This window comes from Sphingomonas sp. S2M10 (assembly GCF_012650175.1).
Taxonomy (GTDB): Bacteria; Pseudomonadota; Alphaproteobacteria; order Sphingomonadales; family Sphingomonadaceae; genus Sphingomonas.
Genome location: NZ_JAAILI010000050.1, coordinates 58,582 through 79,422 on the forward strand (window position 1 = coordinate 58,582; position 20,841 = coordinate 79,422).

At 67.3% G+C, this 20,841-nt stretch carries 20 protein-coding genes, 1 tRNA gene and 1 pseudogene; 7 read left to right on the plus strand and 15 right to left on the minus strand.

Going from position 1 to position 20,841, the window contains the following annotated elements; all coding sequences use genetic code 11:
- Positions 1–110: 110 nt before the first annotated feature.
- Positions 111–524: a hypothetical protein gene (locus S2M10_RS12080; RefSeq protein ID WP_168846293.1), complete on the plus strand. Its 414-nt coding sequence runs from the start codon at positions 111–113 to the stop codon at positions 522–524.
- Between the two features lie 214 nt (positions 525–738).
- Here the strand turns inward: S2M10_RS12080 and S2M10_RS12085 are convergent, their stop codons facing one another.
- From S2M10_RS12085 to S2M10_RS12095, 3 genes are all read right to left on the minus strand, one after another.
- Positions 739–1,041: a hypothetical protein gene (locus tag S2M10_RS12085; RefSeq protein ID WP_247650777.1), complete on the minus strand. Its 303-nt coding sequence runs from the start codon at positions 1,039–1,041 to the stop codon at positions 739–741.
- A gap of 5 nt (positions 1,042–1,046) precedes the next feature.
- A complete protein-coding gene (locus tag S2M10_RS12090) occupies positions 1,047–1,625 on the minus strand; it encodes a hypothetical protein (protein WP_168846295.1) in 579 nt (192 codons plus the stop codon).
- Positions 1,626–1,771: 146 nt separating this feature from the next.
- A tRNA-Thr gene (locus tag S2M10_RS12095) sits at positions 1,772–1,847 on the minus strand.
- A 218-nt stretch (positions 1,848–2,065) separates the two neighbouring features.
- Between S2M10_RS12095 and S2M10_RS12100 the strand changes: the two genes are divergently transcribed.
- Entirely contained in the window at positions 2,066–3,331 is a 1,266-nt protein-coding gene (locus tag S2M10_RS12100; protein ID WP_247650780.1) for a hypothetical protein, read from the plus strand.
- Positions 3,332–3,420: 89 nt separating this feature from the next.
- Complete coding sequence (locus S2M10_RS12105; protein WP_168846297.1) at positions 3,421–8,043, plus strand: NAD-glutamate dehydrogenase domain-containing protein; 4,623 nt, start codon at positions 3,421–3,423, stop codon at positions 8,041–8,043.
- Positions 8,044–8,224: 181 nt separating this feature from the next.
- Here the strand turns inward: S2M10_RS12105 and S2M10_RS12110 are convergent, their stop codons facing one another.
- On the minus strand, positions 8,225–8,665 hold the full coding sequence (locus tag S2M10_RS12110) for an NUDIX domain-containing protein (protein WP_168846298.1): 441 nt from the start codon (positions 8,663–8,665) through the stop codon (positions 8,225–8,227).
- Positions 8,662–8,946 carry a BolA family protein gene (locus S2M10_RS12115; protein ID WP_064311004.1) on the minus strand — a complete coding sequence of 95 codons (285 nt, stop codon included), beginning with the start codon at positions 8,944–8,946 and terminating at the stop codon, positions 8,662–8,664. Before S2M10_RS12115 ends, S2M10_RS12110 begins: the two co-directional genes overlap by 4 nt.
- A 107-nt stretch (positions 8,947–9,053) precedes the next feature.
- Between S2M10_RS12115 and S2M10_RS12120 the strand changes: the two genes are divergently transcribed.
- Both S2M10_RS12120 and S2M10_RS22690 read left to right on the plus strand, forming a co-directional pair.
- On the plus strand, positions 9,054–9,593 hold the full coding sequence (locus S2M10_RS12120) for a J domain-containing protein (protein ID WP_211091018.1): 540 nt from the start codon (positions 9,054–9,056) through the stop codon (positions 9,591–9,593).
- Between the two features lie 301 nt (positions 9,594–9,894).
- Positions 9,895–10,119: pseudogene (locus S2M10_RS22690) on the plus strand (endonuclease domain-containing protein); the annotation flags it as partial.
- A 71-nt stretch (positions 10,120–10,190) separates the two neighbouring features.
- Here the strand turns inward: S2M10_RS22690 and S2M10_RS12130 are convergent.
- The 5 genes from S2M10_RS12130 to S2M10_RS12150 are packed head-to-tail and all read right to left on the minus strand — an operon-like array spanning position 10,191 to position 12,729.
- The gene (locus S2M10_RS12130) at positions 10,191–10,970 is read right to left on the minus strand and encodes a VOC family protein (protein ID WP_168846300.1); all 780 of its coding nucleotides are present in this window, start codon (positions 10,968–10,970) and stop codon (positions 10,191–10,193) included.
- 20 nt (positions 10,971–10,990) lie between these two features.
- Positions 10,991–11,347, minus strand: a complete 357-nt coding sequence (locus S2M10_RS12135; RefSeq protein ID WP_168846301.1) for a DUF1428 domain-containing protein — start codon at positions 11,345–11,347, stop codon at positions 10,991–10,993.
- A 13-nt stretch (positions 11,348–11,360) separates the two neighbouring features.
- Positions 11,361–12,032, minus strand: coding sequence for a glutathione S-transferase family protein (locus tag S2M10_RS12140; protein ID WP_168846302.1), 672 nt, complete (start codon positions 12,030–12,032; stop codon positions 11,361–11,363).
- A 16-nt stretch (positions 12,033–12,048) separates the two neighbouring features.
- Positions 12,049–12,279, minus strand: a complete 231-nt coding sequence (locus S2M10_RS12145) for a DUF4287 domain-containing protein (RefSeq protein ID WP_168846303.1) — start codon at positions 12,277–12,279, stop codon at positions 12,049–12,051.
- A gap of 18 nt (positions 12,280–12,297) precedes the next feature.
- Entirely contained in the window at positions 12,298–12,729 is a 432-nt protein-coding gene (locus S2M10_RS12150) for a VOC family protein (protein ID WP_168846304.1), read from the minus strand.
- Positions 12,730–12,827: 98 nt separating this feature from the next.
- Here S2M10_RS12150 and S2M10_RS12155 point away from each other — a divergent pair, with 98 nt between their 5' ends.
- Entirely contained in the window at positions 12,828–13,487 is a 660-nt protein-coding gene (locus S2M10_RS12155) for a winged helix-turn-helix transcriptional regulator (RefSeq protein ID WP_211091019.1), read from the plus strand.
- Positions 13,488–13,560: 73 nt separating this feature from the next.
- The gene (cobS, locus tag S2M10_RS12160; protein WP_168846306.1) at positions 13,561–14,565 is read left to right on the plus strand and encodes a cobaltochelatase subunit CobS; all 1,005 of its coding nucleotides are present in this window, start codon (positions 13,561–13,563) and stop codon (positions 14,563–14,565) included.
- A 220-nt stretch (positions 14,566–14,785) separates the two neighbouring features.
- Here cobS and S2M10_RS22430 read toward each other — a convergent pair whose 3' ends face one another.
- From S2M10_RS22430 to cobT, 5 genes are all read right to left on the minus strand, one after another.
- Complete coding sequence (locus S2M10_RS22430; RefSeq protein WP_211091020.1) at positions 14,786–15,007, minus strand: hypothetical protein; 222 nt, start codon at positions 15,005–15,007, stop codon at positions 14,786–14,788.
- A 270-nt stretch (positions 15,008–15,277) separates the two neighbouring features.
- Positions 15,278–15,961 (minus strand): Fe2+-dependent dioxygenase, encoded by a 684-nt coding sequence (locus S2M10_RS12170; RefSeq protein WP_168846307.1) that lies wholly within the window; start codon positions 15,959–15,961, stop codon positions 15,278–15,280.
- Positions 15,962–16,104: 143 nt separating this feature from the next.
- A complete protein-coding gene (locus tag S2M10_RS12175; RefSeq protein WP_348770588.1) occupies positions 16,105–18,492 on the minus strand; it encodes a TonB-dependent siderophore receptor in 2,388 nt (795 codons plus the stop codon).
- Positions 18,493–18,709: 217 nt separating this feature from the next.
- Positions 18,710–18,919: a ribbon-helix-helix domain-containing protein gene (locus tag S2M10_RS12180; RefSeq protein WP_348770589.1), complete on the minus strand. Its 210-nt coding sequence runs from the start codon at positions 18,917–18,919 to the stop codon at positions 18,710–18,712.
- A 52-nt stretch (positions 18,920–18,971) separates the two neighbouring features.
- A complete protein-coding gene (cobT, locus tag S2M10_RS12185) occupies positions 18,972–20,801 on the minus strand; it encodes a cobaltochelatase subunit CobT (protein WP_168846308.1) in 1,830 nt (609 codons plus the stop codon).
- Between the last annotated feature and the right edge of the window lie 40 nt (positions 20,802–20,841).

The window sequence follows — 20,841 nt, forward strand, 5'->3', positions numbered from 1 at the left end:
ACATTGGCTGGTGTGGACATGATGGCAACTCAATCCTGCTCCCAGCATCTCTACACGCGCCGTTCGCAGATCGCGATACTTGTCGCATCGAAATGTGGAGGTGCACTGGAATGCAAGCAAACGAGCTCGACGACGTGGCGTTGGACGCGGCCGCGCAGGCTATTGGCCAAGGTCCCGTGGTAATGGTGAATCTCGTGCGATTCCGCGAAACTCCCGCTTATCCGGACGGATTTGCCGAGGAAAAGCCGGATTCGCGCAGCGGCTATTACGAAGGATATGTCGGCGGCTTCTACGCAGCGTGCGAAGCCGCCGGCGTGACGCCGCAGCTGCTTTATGCGGGCCAGCGGGTCCACAGCCTGCTGGCCGGACCGGACGATCATTGGGACGACATCGTCATCGTCCGCTACGACAGTTTCGCCGACCTCCGCGCGGTCCTCGACAGCGAGGTGTACGCCCGCCGGGCCAAGCCGCATCGCTTCGCGGCAATCGCCGACTGGCGCTTCATAGCGACACGGGCACGTTGATGCGACTGCATGGACATGGAGGCAACGGAAACATGACAGGCGGCCATGCCCGGAAGATCGGTGCAGTACGCCGCTGGGTGCTGATTTGAACGGGATGGTGCCCCACAGGGGGCGGGGAAACTAAGCACTCAGATCCCTGGAAAATTTCGATCAGTCGCCGGTGATAGAGATGGACGAGGTCATAATCACGCTGTTTTGAAACTCCAGCCGGCGCTCAATCCCTCGCGTCGCGCAGCGCTTCCAACTCAGCCAGTTTGACGGCATCGTCAGCTGCCAGGGCCTCTTCAAGATACAAGCTGTGGGCGAGGTTGCGCACCACCTCCTGCGCTTCGCCACTGTATCCCTCCGCTATAATCGGAAACGCATCCACCAGCTCGCGAAGAAATCCTTTGTCCATCTCTTCGAGATGGCTGGCGAGAGATTCAGTCATCTTCACGGCAGTGTCGAGATTGAGTTCCTCCTCGTCGGTCAGCGTCAGGAATACATAATACTCCGCGATCAAGCTCGCGATCTGCATAGCAATCATGGCCTGACTACCCTCACATGAATATTGGTGACTTTCATCTTTTTGAACAACTTCAGCGCCTTGGCTTTCTGAGCAGGCGTAGGAACCTCCCACGTACCGATCAGGCGATGTTCTGCCAGCTCCTCCGATTGTCGCAAGAGCTGGGCTCGGGCGTGGGGAGCATCGACCACCTTCCATTTCCGGTCGATCATGTAATCGCCCTGAATGCCGTCGAACTTGACTGGCCGCTTCGAACCATCCGCCATCGTTCGCATCAACGTCGGTGCCCAACCGGGCTGGGCACCCGTCGCAGCGTCGTTGTAAGCCCTCCAGGGCTTTTGCGACTTGGTCGTCTCCTTTACCCAACCGATCTGCGGCGGATCAAAGGTCGTGCGCGGCCTCGCCATGCGAAGTCGGCGCAATGTGGCCGCCTTCGAGAGCGCCGCCCCCGGTGCCGCCGCCAGCGCAACGTTCCCGGCGACTGTCCCCGTGACACGACCGATATCCCGAGCGGACGCGTTGGCTACGGCGCTTGCCGCACGCGAAGCCTGGATACGGGCGGGCGTATCCTCGGCAGCGATCGCAGCATCGATCATACCTGCGATAGCGCGACCGGCCGTGCCGCCCCGCCCTATCGGGGCCTAAAGAACATATAGGGAACATTCAGGAAAAGTCAAGCCTGAGGCATGACAAGCCCGCGCGCTGGTGCCGCCCGTGTTTTCTATGAGGTGGGATTTCACGATGGTGCCGCTTACAGGACTCGAACCTGTGACCCCCGCATTACGAATGCGATGCTCTACCAGCTGAGCTAAAGCGGCGCCCGGTGCCGGGCGCTGGCGTGCCCGGAGGAAGGCGCGCTTACCAGCCGTTCCCGGCGCATGCAAGCGCCTCCTTTCCCCAGCGCCAATTTTCTCGCCTCCGGAGATTCCCTCGGCTTTTCCGGTGCGGCTTTTTACGCGGCATTTACCATGGACGCTGCACAAGGCCCCGGATCAGCGTTTCGGGCCCTTGCCCGCAGTGGAGCATCCGCATGAACATGGCTCGCGGCATCAATCGTCCGGCAGAACCCGAGCCCGCGCCCACGCCCGACGAGGCGATCGACGAACGCCCGGTCGCGATCGGCGGCGACGAACGCCGCATGCAGGTGCGCGCCTATAACCACTGGGTGTCGCTGCTGCGCGGCCGCGCCTTCCCCGCGATCCACGACCTCGATCCCGAGAACATCGCCGATTTCGGCCCGAACAGCGTGCTGCTCGATTTCACCGCGGGGATCGAAAATCCCGCCATCCGCTATCTCGGCGCCGCGCTGCGCGAAGAATGCGGCATCGACGGCCCGATCGCACAGGTTGGCGAAGTGCCGAGCCGCTCGCTGCTCTCGCGCCTGACCGACCATTATCTCCAGATCATCGCCAACCGCGCGCCGATCGGGTTCGAGGCCGAGTTCGTCGGCCAACGCGGGCACCAGATGTTCTACCGCGGCATCCTGATGCCGTTTGCCTCCGATGCAGAAACGATCGGCTTCATCTACGGCGTGATCAACTGGAAGGAAGTGGTCGACGCCGATACCCAGGCGCGGCTGGATGCCGAGATCGAGGCTTCGCGCCGTGCGGTCCCCCATCCAGCCCCGACCCAGTCCGTTTGGGCCGACGGACCCAGCGCCGGCTTCGATCCGCCCGCTACGGCAGCCGGAATGGCGCATAGCGAGGTCGCCTCGCCGCTCGCCGACCAGTTGATGCTCGCGCGCGAATCGGCCGCAGCGGTCCGCGCATCAGAGCTGCGGGGCCGCGTTGCCCTGTATCGCGCGCTGGATCGCGCCTATGGCTTTGCGCTGGCCGCGGAGAAGGAAGCGGACGGCTATGCCCTGTTGCTGGCCGAGGCCGGGATCGCGGCGCAGGCCCGCGCACCGATGACGCCGGTGGTCAAGCTTGTCTTCGGGCCGGACTATGACAAGACCCGCCTCGCCGAATACGCCGCCGTGCTGACCCATGCCAGGCGGCTGGCGATCCCCGCGGGCGGGCTGGATGCCTTTCTGGAAATCACGCCCGGGGGCGTGAAAGGTGTGGTGCACGCCGAGCGCGAACTGCGCGCTTCGCTGGTCGGGGAGCGCCGCCCCGCCGCGCTGGCGCGCGCCGCCGAGGCACTGCGCGCGCGCCCGCCGCTGGCGCGGGTTGCGATCCCGGCGGGCGAGTCGGAGTTTGTGCTGCTGCTTGCGCGCGCGGGCGAGCACGGCCTGGAGATCATCGCCAAGCTGGAAGACGATGCGCAGCTGACGGATCGGGCGGTACGCCGCGCGGCGGCCTGAGTCCCGCCGCGGCGGAGGGCGCTTCTGCGCCTTTCCTACCGGATTTTCCAGACTTGAGGTGCCCTGTTCCCGGGAGCATAGCCGCATCCATGAAGAACCTAGAAAAAAAGATCATGCAGGCCTTTGAGGATCGGATCTTCGAAGGCGCCCTGCCCGGAGAGCTGGAAGGACTGGACGAGGCCGAGCGCACGGAAGTGGCGCGGTTCGTCGCGGAAACGGCGGCGGAACGCCCGCCCCGGACCGTGCGGCTCAATCTCGAAACCTATCAGGACGATGCCAGCCGCAAGATGCGGCTGGCCGTGATCAACGACGACATGCCGTTCCTGGTCGATTCGATCGCGGCGGCGATCGCGGCGTTCGATCTGAGCATCTTCCGCATCATCCACCCGATCCTGCCGGTCGAGCGCGACACCGCCGGCCTGGTGACCGACATCGGCGAGAAGGCGAAGGACGCGTCGCCCGAGTCGATGATCTACATCGAGATGGAACGCGCCGACGCCCGCACCCGCCGCACACTGACCGGCGAGATCGAGCGCGTGCTGGAGCATGTCCGCGACGTCGTGTCCGACTGGCGCCCGCTGCAGCAAGCGCTGTCGATCGACGGCGCCCGCGTCCCCTCGCGCGAAGGCGAGGCGCTGCTGCGCTGGTTCGCCGACGATGCGATGACGCTGCTCGGCCACGAAAAATGGTCGGTCGGCGGCGAGAACAGCGACCAGATCGGCCTCGCCCGCTATACCCATGAGGTGCCACTGCTGGCGGACACGTCGCGCAAGCTTGCCGTCGACTATTTCGAGATGGGCGGCGAAATCCCGCTGCTGCTCAAGTCCAACGCCACCTCCACCGTCCATCGCCGCGTGCCGCTCGACATCGTGGTGACGCCGCTGATGACGGGACAGGACGTTACCGGCCTGTCGATCCATTACGGCCTGTGGACCAGCCAGGCGCTCAACACGCCCCCGGCGATGGTGCCGATGCTGCGCGGCCGGCTGGAGATGCTGGAATCGAAGTTCGGCTTCGATCCCGCCGGCCATACCGGCAAGGCGATGACCCACGCGCTCACCGGCCTGCCGCACGACCTGACCACCGCCTTCGACCTCGAGGCGCTGGAGAGCCTGGTGCTCACCGCCATGTCGGTCGCCGATCGCCCGCGTTCGAAGCTGGTGCTGGTGCGCAGCACGCTCGGCCGCCACCTGTTCGCCTTTGTCTGGCTGCCGCGCGAGCAGGTCGCCGCGGGCCACCGCGAGACGATCGGCAACATGCTGACCGAGGCCGCCCATGCGAAGATGATCAACTGGTCGATCGCGCTGGAAGACGGTGTGCTCGCGCAGCTGCGCTACACGCTGGACCTGCGCGGCGACACGACGATGCCGGACGAGGCCGAGCTCGACGCGCGCATCGCCCGCATGGTGCGCGGCTGGGCACCGGCCGTGGAGGCCTGCCTCAACGATCTCGCCGGCAGCGGCGCGGCGCGGCTGTCGCTGCGGCTCGCCAACGCCTTCCCCGACGTCTACCGCCTCACCCACACGCCCGAGGAAGCCGCGCAGGACATGGTGCGGATCGGCGGGCTGGAGGACGAGCATGCCCGGTCGGTGCGGATCGTGGCGCTGCGTGACGAGCCGGGCAAGTACCGGATCAAGCTCTATCGCCTGGGCGGCGCGCTCGCCCTTTCCGATGCGGTGCCCGCGTTCGAGAATTTCGGCTTCCGCGTGATCGAGGAAGTGCCGACCGAGCTGACCAACGGCGCGTTCATCCACGACTTCAAGGTGGAGCCGGCAACGCGCGGCGACATGCTGGATCGCGATCCGGCGATCGTCGAGGCCGCCATCGCCGCCGTGCTGGAAGGCCGGGCCGAGAACGACCTGTTCAACCGGCTGATCGTCGAGGCGGGGCTCACCCCCGAGGCGGTGGTGCTGCTGCGCGCCTGGTTTCGCTATCTGCGCCAGACCGGCATGCTGTACGGCATGGCCACGGTGGTCGACGCGCTGCGCCGTGCGCCGCTGGTCGCGCTGGCGCTGGTCGAGCGGTTCGAGGCGGCGCACAATCCCGCACGCCGCGACGATCCCGAAGCCGTCGATCTTGCCGAAAAGACGATCGATGCCGGCCTTGCCCAAGTCAATGCGATCGATGACGACCGCATCCTGCGGCTGTTCAAGGGCGTGGTGCTGGCGACGCTGCGCACCAACGCCTATGCGCCGGCGGGCGCGGAGGCGCTGGCGTTCAAGCTCGATTCCGCCAAGGTGCCGGGCCTGCCCGCGCCGCTCCCCTGGCGCGAGATCTGGGTCTACAGCCCGCGCGTCGAGGGCATCCATCTGCGCGCCGGCCCGGTCGCCCGCGGCGGCCTGCGCTGGTCCGATCGCCGCGACGATTTCCGCACCGAGATCCTGGGCCTGATGAAGGCGCAGCGCGTGAAGAACGCGGTGATCGTGCCGACCGGCGCCAAGGGCGGCTTCTATCCCAAGCAGCTCCCCTCCCCCGCGATCGATCGCGACGCGTGGCTGGCCGAGGGTACCGAGAGCTACCGCATCTTCATCCGCGCGCTGCTGTCGATCACCGACAACATCGTCTCGGGCGAGGTCGTCCACCCGCAGGGCGTGACGGTGCACGACGGCGAGGATCCCTATTTCGTCGTCGCCGCCGACAAGGGCACCGCGACCTTCTCCGACGTGGCCAATGCGCTGGCCATCGAGCGCGACTTCTGGCTGGGCGACGCCTTCGCCTCCGGGGGCAGCGTCGGCTACGACCACAAGGCGATGGGCATCACCGCCAAGGGCGCCTGGGTCTCGGTCCGCCGCCACTTCCTGGAGATGGGCACCGATATTCAGACCGAGCCGGTCACCGTGGCGGGCGTGGGCGACATGTCGGGCGACGTGTTCGGCAACGGCATGCTCTTGTCCAAGGCGATCAAGCTGGTCGCCGCGTTCGACCATCGCCACATCTTCCTCGATCCCAATCCGGATCCGGCGAAGAGCTGGGAAGAGCGCGCGCGCATGTTTGCGCTGCCGCGCTCAAGCTGGGCGGATTACAACCCCGACCTCATCTCCGAAGGCGGCGGCGTGTTCCCGCGCACCGAAAAGTCGATCCCGCTCAGCCCGCAGATCAAGGCGCTGCTCGACCTCGATGTCGACAGCATCGATCCCAATGGCCTGATGATCGCGATCCTCAAGGCGCGCGTCGGGCTGCTGTGGTTCGGCGGCATCGGCACCTATCTGAAGGCGGCGAGCGAGAGCAACGGCGAGGTGGGCGATCCCGCCAACGACCGGATCCGCATCAATGCCGAGCAGGTGCGTGCGCAGGTGGTCGGCGAAGGTGCCAATCTCGGCGTGACGCAGGCGGCGCGCATCGCGTTCGCGCGCAACGGCGGCCGCCTCAACACCGACTTCATCGACAATTCGGCCGGCGTCGACTGCTCGGACAACGAGGTCAACATCAAGATCGCGCTCAACCGCGAGATGATCGAGGGCCGACTCGGATTCGAGGATCGCAACACGCTGCTCGCCTCGATGACCGACGACGTCGCGCATCTGGTGCTGGAGGACAATCGCCTCCAGACGCTGGCGCTCTCCTTCATGGAGAATGACGGCGCGCTCGACCTGCCCAGCTATGTGCGGGTGATCGAGATCCTGGAAGCGAGCGGCCGGCTCGACCGCAATGTCGAGGGCCTCGGCGCCAACGAGGACCTGCTGCGCCGCGCCCAGGAAGGCCGCGGGCTCACCCGGCCCGAGCTGGCGGTGCTGCTCGCATCGGCCAAGCTGGCGCTGCAGGATGCGATCGAACAGGGCGATCTGGGCCATGACCCCGCGCTGGTCCAGGACCTCCACGCCGCCTTCCCCAGGGCGATGCAGGAGCGCTTCGGCCAGGCGATCGACGAACATCGCCTCCGCAGCGAAATCGTCGCGACCAAGCTGGCCAATCGCGTGGTCAACCGCCTCGGCGTGCTCCACCCGTTCGAGCTGGCCGAGGAAGAAGGCGCGTCGATGCGCGACATCGCCGCGATGTTCGTCGTCGCCGAACAGCTGCTCGGCCTGCCGGCCTTGTGGGAAGCGGTGGAAACCGCCGAGATCGGGGAAGGCGCACGCATCGCGCTGCTCGACGAGCTGGCGGTGGCGGTGCGCGGCCAGATCGCCGATCTGCTGCGCATCACCCGTCCGGGCGCCAGCCCCGCCGAGGTGATCGCGCGGCTGAAGCCGGGTGTCGATGCGCTGGACCGCGAGGCCAAGGGCATGATGCTGAGCGAAGTACGCGCCCAGGCCGATCGCATCTGCGGCAAGCTTACCACCGCCGGCGCGCCGCGTGAGCTGGTGGACCGCGTTGTCCGCGTGTTCGAGCTCGATGGCTGTATCGGCCTTGCCGATCTCGGCCAGCGGCACGGCATCGACGAGCTGGTGCTCACCCGCGCCTTTACCGCGCTCGGCCAGGCCCTCGGGCTCGACTGGGCGCAGGCCACGGCGGCGCGGATCACCACCGGCGACGTGTGGGAACGCCTGCTGATCGCCGGCCTTGCCCGCGACTTCCAGCAGCTGCGGCTCGACTTCCTCGCCCGGGTGGACGGCGAAGATCCGCAAGCCACGGTCGATGCATGGCTGGCCGAACACCGCGCCCGGGTGGACCAGTTCCGCGCGCTGGTGCAGCGCGCCCGGCAGTCGGCAGTGCCGAACGCGGCGATGCTCGCCCAGATCGCGGGCCAGGCCCGCGTGCTGCTCGGGCGGGAGTAAACCTACCGGCCTCAAGTCCCCCTCCCGCTTGCGGGAGGGGTCAGGGGAGGGCGTGTAAAGGTGGCAGGCGATTCGCTCAAAAGGAGCGGAAGCGACGCAGCGCTTCTTCAGGCGAAGGACACGCTCCCAGCACACCCCCTCCCCCTACCCCTCCCGCAAGCGGAGGGGAGAATGGAAGGCGCTAGACTTGGAGGGCCGTCAGCATGTCCAGCAGGTCTTCGGGGAAGATCGGCTCGTCGTGCGCGGCGATCTCGTCGCGGGTGAACCAGCGCCAGCCGCGCATCACCCGTTGCTCCAGCGCGGTATGCCCGGCAGTGTCGATCGCTTCGGCTTCCGTGCGGACGAGGAAATAGCGCTCGTCGGCCCAGACCGGCACGCCCTCGATCGTCACGAACTCGACGACGCGCTGGGTCACCTCCGGTCCGGGCTCGGCGCGGATGCCGGTTTCTTCCCACAGCTCGCGCCGGGCTGCGTCCGCATAGCTTTCGCCCGGATCGACCGCGCCGCCCGGCGTGCACCAGAAGGGCGGCCGGTCGGCGGGATCGAAGCGGAACAGCAGCACCCGCCCCGCGCCGTCCAGCAGCAGGATCCGCGCCGCCGGGCGCGCGACGCGCGTGCTCATTCGCCCGGCGCGGTCGCCTTGATCGCCAGCGCGTGGATGCGCGTGGCGAGCAGGTCGGCGAGCGCATGGTTCACCTTGCGCTGGCGGGCGACGCGATTGAGTCCGGCGAACTCCGGGCTCTCGATGGTGACGGTGAAGTGGCTTTCGCCGGTGCCGTCGTCGCCCAGATGCCCGCGATGCTGGGCGCTGTCGTTGCTGACATGGAGGTGCGACGGGGCGAGCGCGGTGCGCAGGCGATCGGCGATCAGATCGGCCAGGGGGCCGGTAGCGAGGTCGGTCATCGCGCCTATATAGGCGGTTTGCTCGAGGGAGTCGCGTGGCTAGCCGTCCGCCGAAAAAGGATCGTCCGAATGCCCGTTTTCACGGTCGCGTGGAAGCGGAGGGAAGATTGTGCGCAGAGCCGGGCTGCACCGCCCCCGGCGAATTCCGCGCGCCGCCGCTGGAGGGCGCGCGCAGCGGCTTCGACGGGCCGCCGCGCTTCCGCTGGCTGTGCCTCGACCATGTCCGCGCGTTCAACTCGGGCTATAATTTCTTCTCGGGCATGAGCGCGGACGAAATCCACGAGGCGCAGCGCCCGATCGCCGGCTGGGAGCGCGAGACGCGCGCGTTCAGCGCCAATCCCGACGTGCCGCCGCGCTGGGCCGATTTCGCCGACCCGCTCGACGCGATCGGCGCCAGGTTCCGAGATCGGATGAAGGATCGCGGCGAGCGCAAGGACGGGCGGCCGCTGTCCGGCGCGGATCGCGATGCGCTGAAGGTGCTGGACCTGGAGATCGACTGCGATCGCACGGCGCTGCGCAAACGCTATTCGGAGCTGGTGCGGAAGTTCCATCCGGACCGGAATGGCGGCGATCGCAGCCACGAGGCGCGGCTGCAGCGGGTGATCGCGGCCTATCAGCAGCTGAAGGGGTCGGCGGCGTTCGCCTGAGGCTGGGCCGGAGGGAGGCCCCCTCCACCACGCCGCTGACGCGGCGCGGTCCCCCTCCCCCGCTTCGCGGTGGAGGAAATGCTTCCCTCGGCTGCAGCCTTAGTGTTTCCTCTCCCGCGTAAGCGGGGGAGGGGGACCGCCGCCGAAGGCGGTGGTGGAGGGGGCCTCTCGCGAAATTCGTTCTTTATTCGTTCCATAAAATCCGGCATCCTCCGCCCGACCCAATCGGCAGGGAGTCGCCCAAATGCGCCTTGGTGGAAACCCGCATACCCGCAGCCTCGCCCGCAAGCTCCGCCGCGAGATGTCTCCCGCCGAGCGCCGCCTCTGGCGCCACCTCCGCGGCGATCCCGAAGGCCTCCACTTCCGCCGCCAACACCAGGCCGGCCCCTATGTCCTGGACTTCTACTGCGCCCGCGCCCGGCTGGCGATCGAACTCGACGGCGCCGGCCATGGCCATGGAGACCAGCCAAACCACGACGCCCGCCGCGACGCGTGGCTCGCCGCGATCGGGATCACCACGCTTCGCATCCCGGCCGACGCCCTGCTCCACAATCTCGACGGCGCCCTGCGCCACATCCTCGCTACGGCACGCCGCCGTTACGCTTCGGCCCCGCTGACCAGCCCGAATAGCGCGCCGTCAGGATCCACCGCCTGCAGCACCCGCTCGCCGCCGGGCACATCCATCGGGCCATTGACCACCGTCCCGCCGGCAGCTTCCACGCGCGCCTTCGCCACATCCACATCGTCGACACGGAAATAGAAGCTCCAGCCCGGTCTGGCCCCCGGCGGGCAGCCCATGATCGCGCCGATGGGCTCGCCGCCTTCATGGCCGATGAAGCTGTATTCGCCCATCTCGCCCATCGGCATCCCGCCCATCCGGGTGAGGCCGAACTGGCGGTGGTAGAAGCCGAGCGCGCCTTCCGCATCGGGGGCGTACAGCTCGTTCCAGCCGGCATGGCCGAGCCCATGCCGCTGATAGACGGTGCTGCTCGCGCCGTCGGTCGCGCCGCGCATCACATAGAAGGGAACGCCCTGCGGATCGGTGACCATCGCGATCCGGCCGACGCCCGCCGCGTCCCAGGCGGGCACCAGCACCTTGCCGCCCGCCGCGATGATCTCCGCCACGCTCGCATCGACATCGTCGACGCCGAAATAGGCAAGCCAGCTCGGGCTTGCGCCTGCCGCCAGCATCGCATCGTCGAGCTGGAGCATGCCGCCCGCATTGCCGTCCGGTGCGGCGATCATGCGATAGTCGGGGCCGTCCGTCATCGGCGCGCCGACCTGCCATCCCACCACGGCGCCGTAGAAGGCCGCCGCCTTCTCCGCGTCGCGCGTCATCAGTTCGTACCAGATGATGTCGCCCTGCCGGTTCGTCATCTCCGCTCTCCCCCTTGCGATCAGCCTTCGCCGCGATCGACGATCGGCTCGAAGCCGCCCCAGAACATGCGCTTGCCGTCGAACGGCATCGTGTTGTCCTGCATGTCCGGGTCGGCCATCAGCGAGTCCCACCCGGCGTCGCGCGTCGCCTTGTCCGGCCAGACGACCCAGGAAAAGACCACCGCCTCGCCCTCGGTGGCCAGCGTCGCGCGATAGAAATCGGTGGTCTCGCCGTGGGGCACGTCCTTGCCCCAGCCTTCCACCACACGGGTCGCGCCATATTTGAGGAACTTGTTCGCCACGCGCAGCGCGAGATCGGTATAGGCCTGCCGGTTCGCCTCCGGCACCGGCAGTACATAGCCGTCGATATACGCCATGCTTCGTCCTCCTTCAGGCGGGTTCGGGCATTTCCGTCCGCAATTCCTCGAGCTGCGCGGCGATGGCGGCGGCGAACGCCGGTCGCGCGAGGCAGCGCTGCTGGTACGCCGCCAGCGCCGGATGCGCGGCGAGCAGATCGGTGTGATCGAGCGCGCGCAGCGCCGAGGCCGTCAGCAGGTCCCCGGCGGTGAAGCGACCTTCGAGATATTCCCGATCACCAAGCGCGGCGGCGAGTTGCCCCAGCCGCTTGTCGATCGTAGCGACGAGGCTCGGCCGGCGAAGCTTCGCCCATGCCTCATCGCGCGCGAACAGATCGACATTGGTGAGTTCGAGCAACATCGGCTCGACACTGTTCATTGCGGCGAACATCCAGCACAGCGCCCGCGCGCGCGCCGCCGGCTCTTGCGGCAGCAGCGCCTCGGAACGCTCGGCAATGTGCAGCACGATCGCACCCGATTCGAACATGCGCACGTCGCCCTCGCGATAGGCCGGCACTTGGCCGAAGGGCTGTTCGGCGAAATAGGCCGGCGGGCGATGCACCGCGCTGATCGGATCGGTGCGATAGCCGAGCCCGGCCTCCTCCAGTGCCCAGCGGACTCGGAAGTCGCGGACATAGCTGCGGGCGAAATCGGGCACCCAGTCGAAGGTGACGATCTCGATCGGGCTTTCGGGATCAATCGGCATTCATTCTCTCCTCGGTTCAGGCGTCGCCTTCGCGCTTGGCACCCTTGAGCAACGCAACGGTCGCCATGGCGTGGCCGTGGCCCAGCCCGAACGCCGCCTTGAGATCGGCGACGATCGCACCCGCCTTCACGCCGTCGTGCAGGCCGGAGGCATCCGCCCAGCCCTTCTCGGCGGCGTACGCGCGGAAATCCTCGGGGCTACGGCCCGTCTTGGCCTGGATATTGTCGAGATAGGCCTGGAACGACATCGTCGCGCTCCCTCCTGGTCAGGCCGGCTCCGCCTGCGCCATCGCCGCGGCAGCAGCGGCCATGTCCATGTGGAACGGCTCGAAGATATGGCCGTCGGGATCGGTGAAGGTGCGGCCGTACATGAAGCCCATGTCCTGCACCGGGCGGATGTCGCCGCTGCCGCCTGCCGCCTCGGCCTTGGCGACCAGCGCGTCGACCGCCGCCCGGTCTGCCAAAGGCAGCGCGATCAGCACCTCGGTCGTGGTGGTCGCGTCGGCGACGGCGCGGGGCGTGAAGGTCTGGAAGAAGTCGCGGTGAAGCAGCATGAAGGTGAGCGTTTCCGACAGCACCATCGCACTCGCGGTCGGCCCGCTGAACTGCGCGTTCCTGGCGCAGCCGATCGCTTCGTAAAAGGCAGTGGCGCGCGACACATCGGCCACGGGCAGATTCACGAACACGGCGTCCGGCATCTTTTCTCTCCCCTTCGGCGCGGCTTTCGAGTCGCGCCCTGCTTGATTCGTGCCGCGTCTGATCCTAAAAAACAACCGTGAAGTTAGAAAATATAACCATGTCCAAACGTCGCTATGAGGATGCCTGCGGCACCGCCCTTGCCCTGGAGTTCGTCGGCGAGCGCTGGGCGCTGCTGATCCTGCGCGAATTGCTGCTTGGGCCCCGCCGCTTCGGCGAGATTCGCGCCGGGCTGCCGGGGCTCAGCGCGAACGTGCTCACCCAGCGGCTGCAGGGACTGGAGGCGGACGGGATCGTCGTGCGCGAGAAGCTGCCGCCGCCCTCCAGCGTCCAGGTCTATGCGCTCACCCCCTGGGGGTACGAGGTCGAGCCCGTGGTGATGGCGATGGGCCGCTGGGCGCTGCGCTCGCCGCAGCACGATCCGTCGCTCCCCTTTTCGCGCGTGTCGCTGATGCTGGCGCTGCGCATGCTGCTGCTGCCGGACAGGGCGGCGGGCTGGACCGGCCGGATCGGCTTCCGGCTGGGCGAGGAGGCCTATCGCGTCACCGTGGCGGACGGCGCGCTGGCGGTCGATCGCGGCACGCTTGACGATAGCGAGGCGGTGTTCGTCGGCGAGCCCAACGATTTCCTGCCGGTGCTGTTCGGCACCATGCCGCTGGCCATCGCACTCGCCGAAGGTCGGTTCGCGGTGGAGGGCGACACCGCCCGCGCCGCCGACTTCGCCACGCTGTTCCTGCTGCCGCCCAGGATCGGCGCCTGAACCCTCCCCTTCGGACATGCGGTTGCAGTGCGGCGGACAAGCCACTAGGTCCGGTGCGACTGAAGGATTTGATATGGCCGACATCCCCAACACCCTGCCCGACAGCCGGGACTCCACGATCCTCGACGCGCCCGACAAGATGGTGAAGGTGCGCGACCTGTTCGGGATCGACAGCGACATGGAAGTCCCCGCGTTCAGCGAGGCGGACGAGCGCGTGCCCGATCTGGACCCCGCCTATGTGTTCGATCCGGACACCACCCTCGCGGTGCTGGCCGGCTTCGCGCACAACCGCCGGGTGATGATCCAGGGCTATCACGGCACCGGCAAATCCTCGCACATCGAGCAGGTGGCGGCGCGGCTCAACTGGCCGTGCATCCGCATCAATCTCGACGCGCATATCAGCCGCATCGACCTGATCGGCCGCGACGCGATCGTGCTCAAGGACGGCCAGCAGATCACCGAGTTCCGCGAAGGCCTGCTGCCCTGGGCGCTGCAGACCCCGACCGCGCTCGTGTTCGACGAATATGATGCGGGCCGCCCGGACGTGATGTTCGTGATCCAGCGCGTGCTGGAGACCGAGGGCAAGCTGACCCTGCTCGACCAGAACCGGGTGATCCGCCCGAGCCCCTGGTTCCGCCTGTTCGCCACCGCCAACACGGTGGGCCTGGGCGACACCAGCGGGCTGTACCACGGCACCCAGCAGATCAACCAGGGCCAGATGGACCGCTGGAACATCGTCGTCACGCTCAACTATCTGCCTGCGGCCACCGAGGCGCGGATCGTGCTCGCCAAGTCCGGCGAATATGACAAGCCGGGCGGCAAGGAGACGGTGGAGAACATGGTCCGCGTGGCGGAGCTGACCCGCCGCGGCTTCATCAACGGCGACATCTCGACGGTGATGAGCCCGCGTACCGTGATCACCTGGGCGCAGAACGCGCTGATCTTCGGCGATGTGGGCTTCGCCTTCCGCCTGTCGTTCCTCAACAAGTGCGACGATGCCGAGCGGGCGCAGGTGGCGGAATATTATCAGCGCGTGTTCGGCAAGGACCTGCCGGAAAGCGTGGTCGGGCGGGCGTAAGCGCCGCGATTTGAGTTGAGCGTATCCTTCCCCGCCAGGGGGAGGTGGCGCCGGAGGCGACGGAGGGGGAGGATGCCAGAACCTCGCCGACCGTCGTGCTTCCTCCCCCTCCGACCCGCTGACGCGGGCCACCTCCCCCTGGCGGGGGCGGGAACGCTGTAGCGAGGGCAGAGGCGTTGCATCCGCCACTACGATGCTCGCGGAATTGGCGCAGAACCGTTCACCCTACTGACGGATAGCTGCCGTCCGGTTTTGCGAGGCGAAACGGGTGTCGCGGGTTCAGGCGGACAAACTCGTCAACCTCGCGCAAGCGCTCTGGAAACGCCTCTGCCTCTTGCCATCGGGTGTGATTTACAAAACGAAATCCGGCCAGCCAGAGAGAACGAACCTTGTCCCACTGCTCTTTGTCGGACTTCTTGGGCACCTTGAACGCACGTCCCATCGAGTGAAGTGCGCCGCCACATTCCGGGCACTTGCCAGCAGCCTCGTCTGGCAGCTTCCACGACTTACGGCAGATGAAGCAGGCATGTGGCCAAAGGCAGAGTGGTCCCCGATGGTAGGGGACCACCGTCGTCACGGGCAACGCTCTGTTCCCCGACGCGCGACGAAGTTCCATTCGCTCTGACTTTGACGGACCTTGGGCCATTGGCGCAATATGCGATCAAGGTGCGAACGACCGCAAGTGGGCGGGAGCGGAAGTACGCCTCGCGCCCTACGCGTCCGCCCAGCGCCGCAGCAGGTTATGGTACACCCCGGTCAGCGCCACCACCTCGGCATGGCCCTGCCCCACTTCGCCGACCAGGCCCTGGATCGAGCGGTCGAGGTCGAACAGGATCCGCCGTGCGCCGTCGTCGCGGACCATCGATTGCAGCCAGAAGAAGCTCGCCACCCGCGCGCCGCGCGTCACCGGAGTCACCCGGTGGAGGCTCGACGAGGGATAGAGGATGGCGTGCCCCGCCGGCAGCTTCACCGATTGTGCGCCGAACAGCCCCTCGATCAGCAGTTCGCCGCCGTCATAGGCCTGCGGGTCTTCGAGGAACACGGTCATCGACAGGTCCGAGCGGACGCGGAACTCGCTGCCGCGCTGGATGCGCACGGCATTGTCGACATGCAGCCCGAAATTCTGGCCGCCGGCATAGCGGTTGAACAGCGGCGGGAAGATCTTGAGCGGCAGCGCCGCGGCGATGAACAGGGGCGAGCGCGCCAGCGCGTCGAGAATCACCGCCCCCGCCTCGCGCGCCGCCGGGTGCGTCTCGGGCAGCTGCGCGTTGCGCTTGGCGAGCGCCGCCTGCGGACCCGAGGTGACGTTGCCGTCGACCCATTCCGCCGCATCCACCAGCGCGCGGACGCGGGCCAGTTCGGCCGGCGAGAGCAGGTCGGGGATCGGGATCAGCATGCACACACTCCTGCTCGGGGAAAGAACTTGCCCTGTGATCGTCCCGCGGCCTGCGGGACATGCGCCAGATCAAGGGCGGAGAAAAGAAGAAGCCCCTCCCGGTCGCGAAACCGGAAGGGGCCCGATGATCGCACGTCGCGCGATCAGAAGCGGTAGTTGAGCGTCAGCACCGCCGCGCGGCCGTCGCCCGGGGTCGCCCAGCCATTGTTGCGGATCCGCGTATAGTAGAGCGAGTCGGTGACGTTCTTCACGTTCACCTGCGCGGACAGCGCACGGGTGATCTCGTAGGAGAGGAATGCGTTGTGCACCCAGTAATCGGGGCTGTAGAGCACCTGCGGTGCGGCGGCCGTCGGCAGGTTGAACGCCGCCTTGCCCTGATAGGTCACGCCATAGCCCAGCGTGAGGCCGAACGGCAGGCGATAGGTGCTGAACAGGCTGCCCGAATGGTTGGGCGTGTTCTGCAGCTCGGCATCCTTGCCATAGTCGATCGTGCCGGCCGGGCTGTTCTGCGCGATGCTGCGCAGCACCTTGCCGTCGAGATAGGTGTAGTTGGCGGTGATCGACCAGGCCTTGGTGATCTGGCCCACCGCGCCCAGCGCGACGCCGTTGACCCGCGACTTGCCGTCCAGCTGCTGCTCGGGGACCAGCGGGTCGCCGGTCGCCACCTTGTAGTTGGTGCGCTCGTTGCGGAACAGCGCGGCGGTGAGCAGCAGGCGCCCCCCGAACACTTCGGCCTTGCCGCCGACTTCATAGTTGCGCGCAGTTTCCGGATCGACGTTGCAGGTCGCCGCGGTGCACGAGCCGTTGACCGAGGTCTTGGACGGGGTCTTGGAGTTGCCATAGGCGACGTAGAGGCTGATCGCCTTGACCGGCTTGTAGACCAGGCCCGCGCGGTACGAGAACAGCTTGTCCTTGTTGTAGAACACGGTGCCCGGGGTCACCTGGCCCAGCGTCGCCGTGGTGGTGGAGACGGTGTCGGCGCGGTAGCTGCCGTCGTTCGACTCCCAGCGCAGCCCGCCGTTGATCTCGACATGCTCGCCGAGCTTCATCGTGTCGAACAGATAGACGGCATAGTTGGTCAGCTCGCCGGTCTGCCGCGCGCTTTCGATGAAGTTGATCGGGCCGGTATAGACGTTGCTGCCATAGACGCGCGCCACGCCGCCGGTCGCCGCCGGGCCCGCCACCACCGCATTGGGATTGGCGATGTTGATCAGCGGATAGTAGGTGAACGGGTTGGTGCCGTTGGCGCTGCGCAGCACGTTGCCGGTGGAAAGGAAGAACTTCTCCCAGCTCGCCGCCGCGCCCAGCGTGATCGAATGCTCGATGAAGCCGGTGTTGAACCGCGCCATCAGGTCGATTTGATCATAGGCAAGCTGGTTGCGGGTGTCGCGGGTGTTCCCGCGGGGGCCGGAGGGAAGATAATAGCCGGCCGGGATCGTCAGCGTCGCGCTGCCGACGGTGGCGGTGCAGGCGGTGCCGGTGGGCGTGCGGCCGTTCGCCAGGCACCAGGTGCCCTGGGGCGGATCGACGATGCTGTGCTGGGTCACGTCCTGCCAGCGCGTGATGTTGCGCAGCGTCACCCGATCGTTGAAGTGATGCTCGAAGGTGGCGGTCGCCTGGTCGACATTGCTCTGCTGCGTATCGACGTTGCGGAAGCCGAAATAGCTGGCGCGGCTGACGCCCTGCAGCGGGCCGCCGGCGACCTGATAATAGGGCACGCCATATTGCGGCGTGTTGTCGTCTTCCTGGTGGAGATATTGCAGCGTGAGCCTGGTCGGGCCCTCGATGCCGATCGTCACCGCCGGCGCGACGCCCCAGCGCTTCATCGTCTCGACATCGCGGCCGGGCACGTCATTGTCGTGCTTCATCGCATTGAGGCGGAAGGCGATCAGGTTGTTGACGCGCACATTCGCATCGACGGTGCCGCGATAATAATCATCGGTGCCGATGCCGCCCGAGGCGAGGATACGGGTGTTCGCCTGGGGCTTCTTGGTCACCATGTTGATCGAGCCGCCGACCGAGCCCGCGCCGTTCTGCACCGAGTTCGGACCGTTGACGATTTCGAGCTGCTCGAGGTTGAACGGATCGGTGCGGGTGTACTGGGCGCTGTCGCGAATGCCGTCGACGGTGATGTCGGTATTGGCCGAATAGCCGCGCAGGTTGATCGAGTCGCCATAGCCGCCGCCGCCTTCGCCGGCACCGAAGGTGATGCCCGGCACGGTCGACAGCATGTCGCGCAGGGTGAGCAGATTCTGCTGCTCGATCACCTCGTTGGTCAGGATGGTGATGGTCTGCGGGGTGTCGCGCACCGGACGGGTCGCCTTGGGCGATTCCTGGTGCGGCGAATAGGGCTGGCCCTGCACGACAATGGAGTCGCGGTCCTGCGCGTCGTCTTTCGCGTCGGCGGCTACCGCCGGCTCGTTCCCGGCGCGCTTGTCTTCGGCATGGGCCGGTGCCGAAACCAGGAAGCCCACACAGGCAAGAGCAACGAATGCCGGCGAGTTCGCCAGCGTCGCGGAGGTGCGATTCACGTAATTCCCCTTTAATCGTCGTTACGCAGCCGCCTATTGCGACCCGTTCGCATTGTCAATGCGATTGCGAGCGATTTGCATAAACTAGCTGGCGGGAGGTGGGAGCGCAGATCGCGGGCATGTCGGCGCGTGCGGACTCGCCTCCGCTAGACCAGGGCGGACTGCTGGCGCGGCATTCGTCTGATCGTTGTGATGTCAGTGCGGCGGAGCGGTTCGGCTACCCGGCACGCGCCGCCATCAGCCATGTGCGGATCGCGCTGGCGAGATTTGGCGGGTTCTCCGCACCGATCCGGGCATGGTCGATCGCGGCGACCAGCGCGCTGAGCGGCAGTCCGGCCGCTACCGCCGCCGCCTCCAGCGCTGCCCAGAAGATCGGCTCCAGGCTGATCGAAGTGGGATGGCCAGCGATCGTGATCGACCGTTTCACCGGGCCATGGAAGCCCCCGGGAGGCGGCACGATCTCCAGCGCCGCCACCGCGTCACTCAGTATCGAAGAGCGCAGCCAGCTGCTCGACCATCGTGCCCGCCAGCTGCTCGGCATCCATGATCGTCACCGCGCGGCTGTAATAGCGGGTCACGTCATGGCCGATGCCGATCGCGACCAGTTCCACCGGCGAGCGCGCCTCGATCCAGCCGATCACCTGGCGCAGGTGGCGCTCCAGATAGGAGCCAGAGTTCACCGACAGCGTCGAGTCGTCGACCGGCGCGCCGTCCGAGATCACCATCAGGATCTTGCGGTCCTCGGGGCGCGCGATCAGCCGCGAATGCGCCCAGAGCAGCGCCTCGCCATCGATATTCTCCTTGAGCAGCCCCTCGCGCATCATCAGCCCGAGCGCCTTCTTGGCGCGCCGCCACGGCTCATCGGCCTGTTTGTAGATGATGTGGCGCAGGTCGTTGAGCCGGCCGGGCTGGGAGATGCGGCCCTCGCCCAGCCATTTCTCGCGCGACTGGCCGCCCTTCCAGGCGCGGGTGGTGAAACCGAGCACCTCGGTCTTCACGCCCACCCGTTCCAGCGTGCGCGCGAGGATGTCCGCGCTGATCGCCGCGATCGAGATCGGCCGTCCGCGCATCGACCCCGAGTTGTCGATCAGCAGCGTGACCACCGTGTCCTTGAACTCGGTGTCGCGCTCCACCTTGTAGCTGAGCGACTGCATCGGGTTCACCACCACGCGCGCCAGCCGTGCCGCATCGAGCAGGCCCTCGTCCTGATCGAAGTCCCAGCTCCGGCTCTGCTGCGCCATCAGCCGGCGCTGCAGCCGGTTGGCGAGCTTGGTCACCGCGCCCTGCAGATGCACCAGCTGCTGATCGAGATAGGAGCGCAGCCGCTCCAGCTCGTCGGTGTCGCACAGGTCGGTGGCCGCCACGATCTCGTCGAACTGGGTGGTGAAGGCGCGATATTCGAAGCTCGGCGGCAGGTCGCTCCACGGGCGGTTGGGGCGGACGGGCATCATGCCCTCGTCCCCGTCGTCGCCCGGCTCGCCGTCGCCGTCGTCCATGCCTTCGGACTGCTGCTCCTGGTCGCCGTCCTCGCCCTGCTCGGACTCGCGCTGCTCGCCGCGTGCCTCGGTCTGGCCTTCGCCTTGCTGCTGCTGGGACTCGCCTTCCTCTTCGCCCTGTTCCTGCTGCTCTTCCTGGCCTTCCTCTTCGCCGCCGCCTTCATCGGCTTCGTCGGGGACCATCTCGCCCTCGGTCAGTTCCAGATCCTGGAGCAGCTTGGCGGCGAGCGCGGCAAAGGCGTTCTGATCGTCGATCGCCATCGCCATGGCATCCAGATCGGAGCCAGCCTTCTCCTCGATCCAGTCGCGCACCAGCGCCAGGCCGAGTGCCGCGCTGGAGGGCGATTCGCGGCCGGTCAGCCGCTCGCGCACCATCAGCCCGAGCGCGGTCGACAGCGGCACCTCGTCGCGAGTGCGCGCGCGGCCGATCGGGTCCGAACGCAGCCGCATCGCCAGCGCCTGCTCCAGATTGTCGGCGATTCCCGCATAGCCGCGCGAACCCAATGCATCGACCCGTGCGCCCTCGATCGCGTCATACACCGCGCGGGCGACCGGCTCGCGCGGCGCGGTGCGGCCATGAAGATTGGCGTCATGGTGCCGCATGCGCAGCGCGAAGCTGTCGGCAAAGCCGCGCGCCTCGGCGATCTGCTCGGGCGGCAGCGTGCGCGACGGGGTCGGCACCTTGATCGTCTTGCCGCTCTGGAACGGCGCGTCGGCGGTGAAGCCGAATTCGAGTTCCGGCGCACCCGAAAGCGCGCGCGCGGTGCCCGCGAGCACGTCGCGAAGCCGGTCGAGAGGATTGTCCTGCGCCATCCTTCCCACATGCGCCGCACGGGGCAGAAGTCAAGGAAGG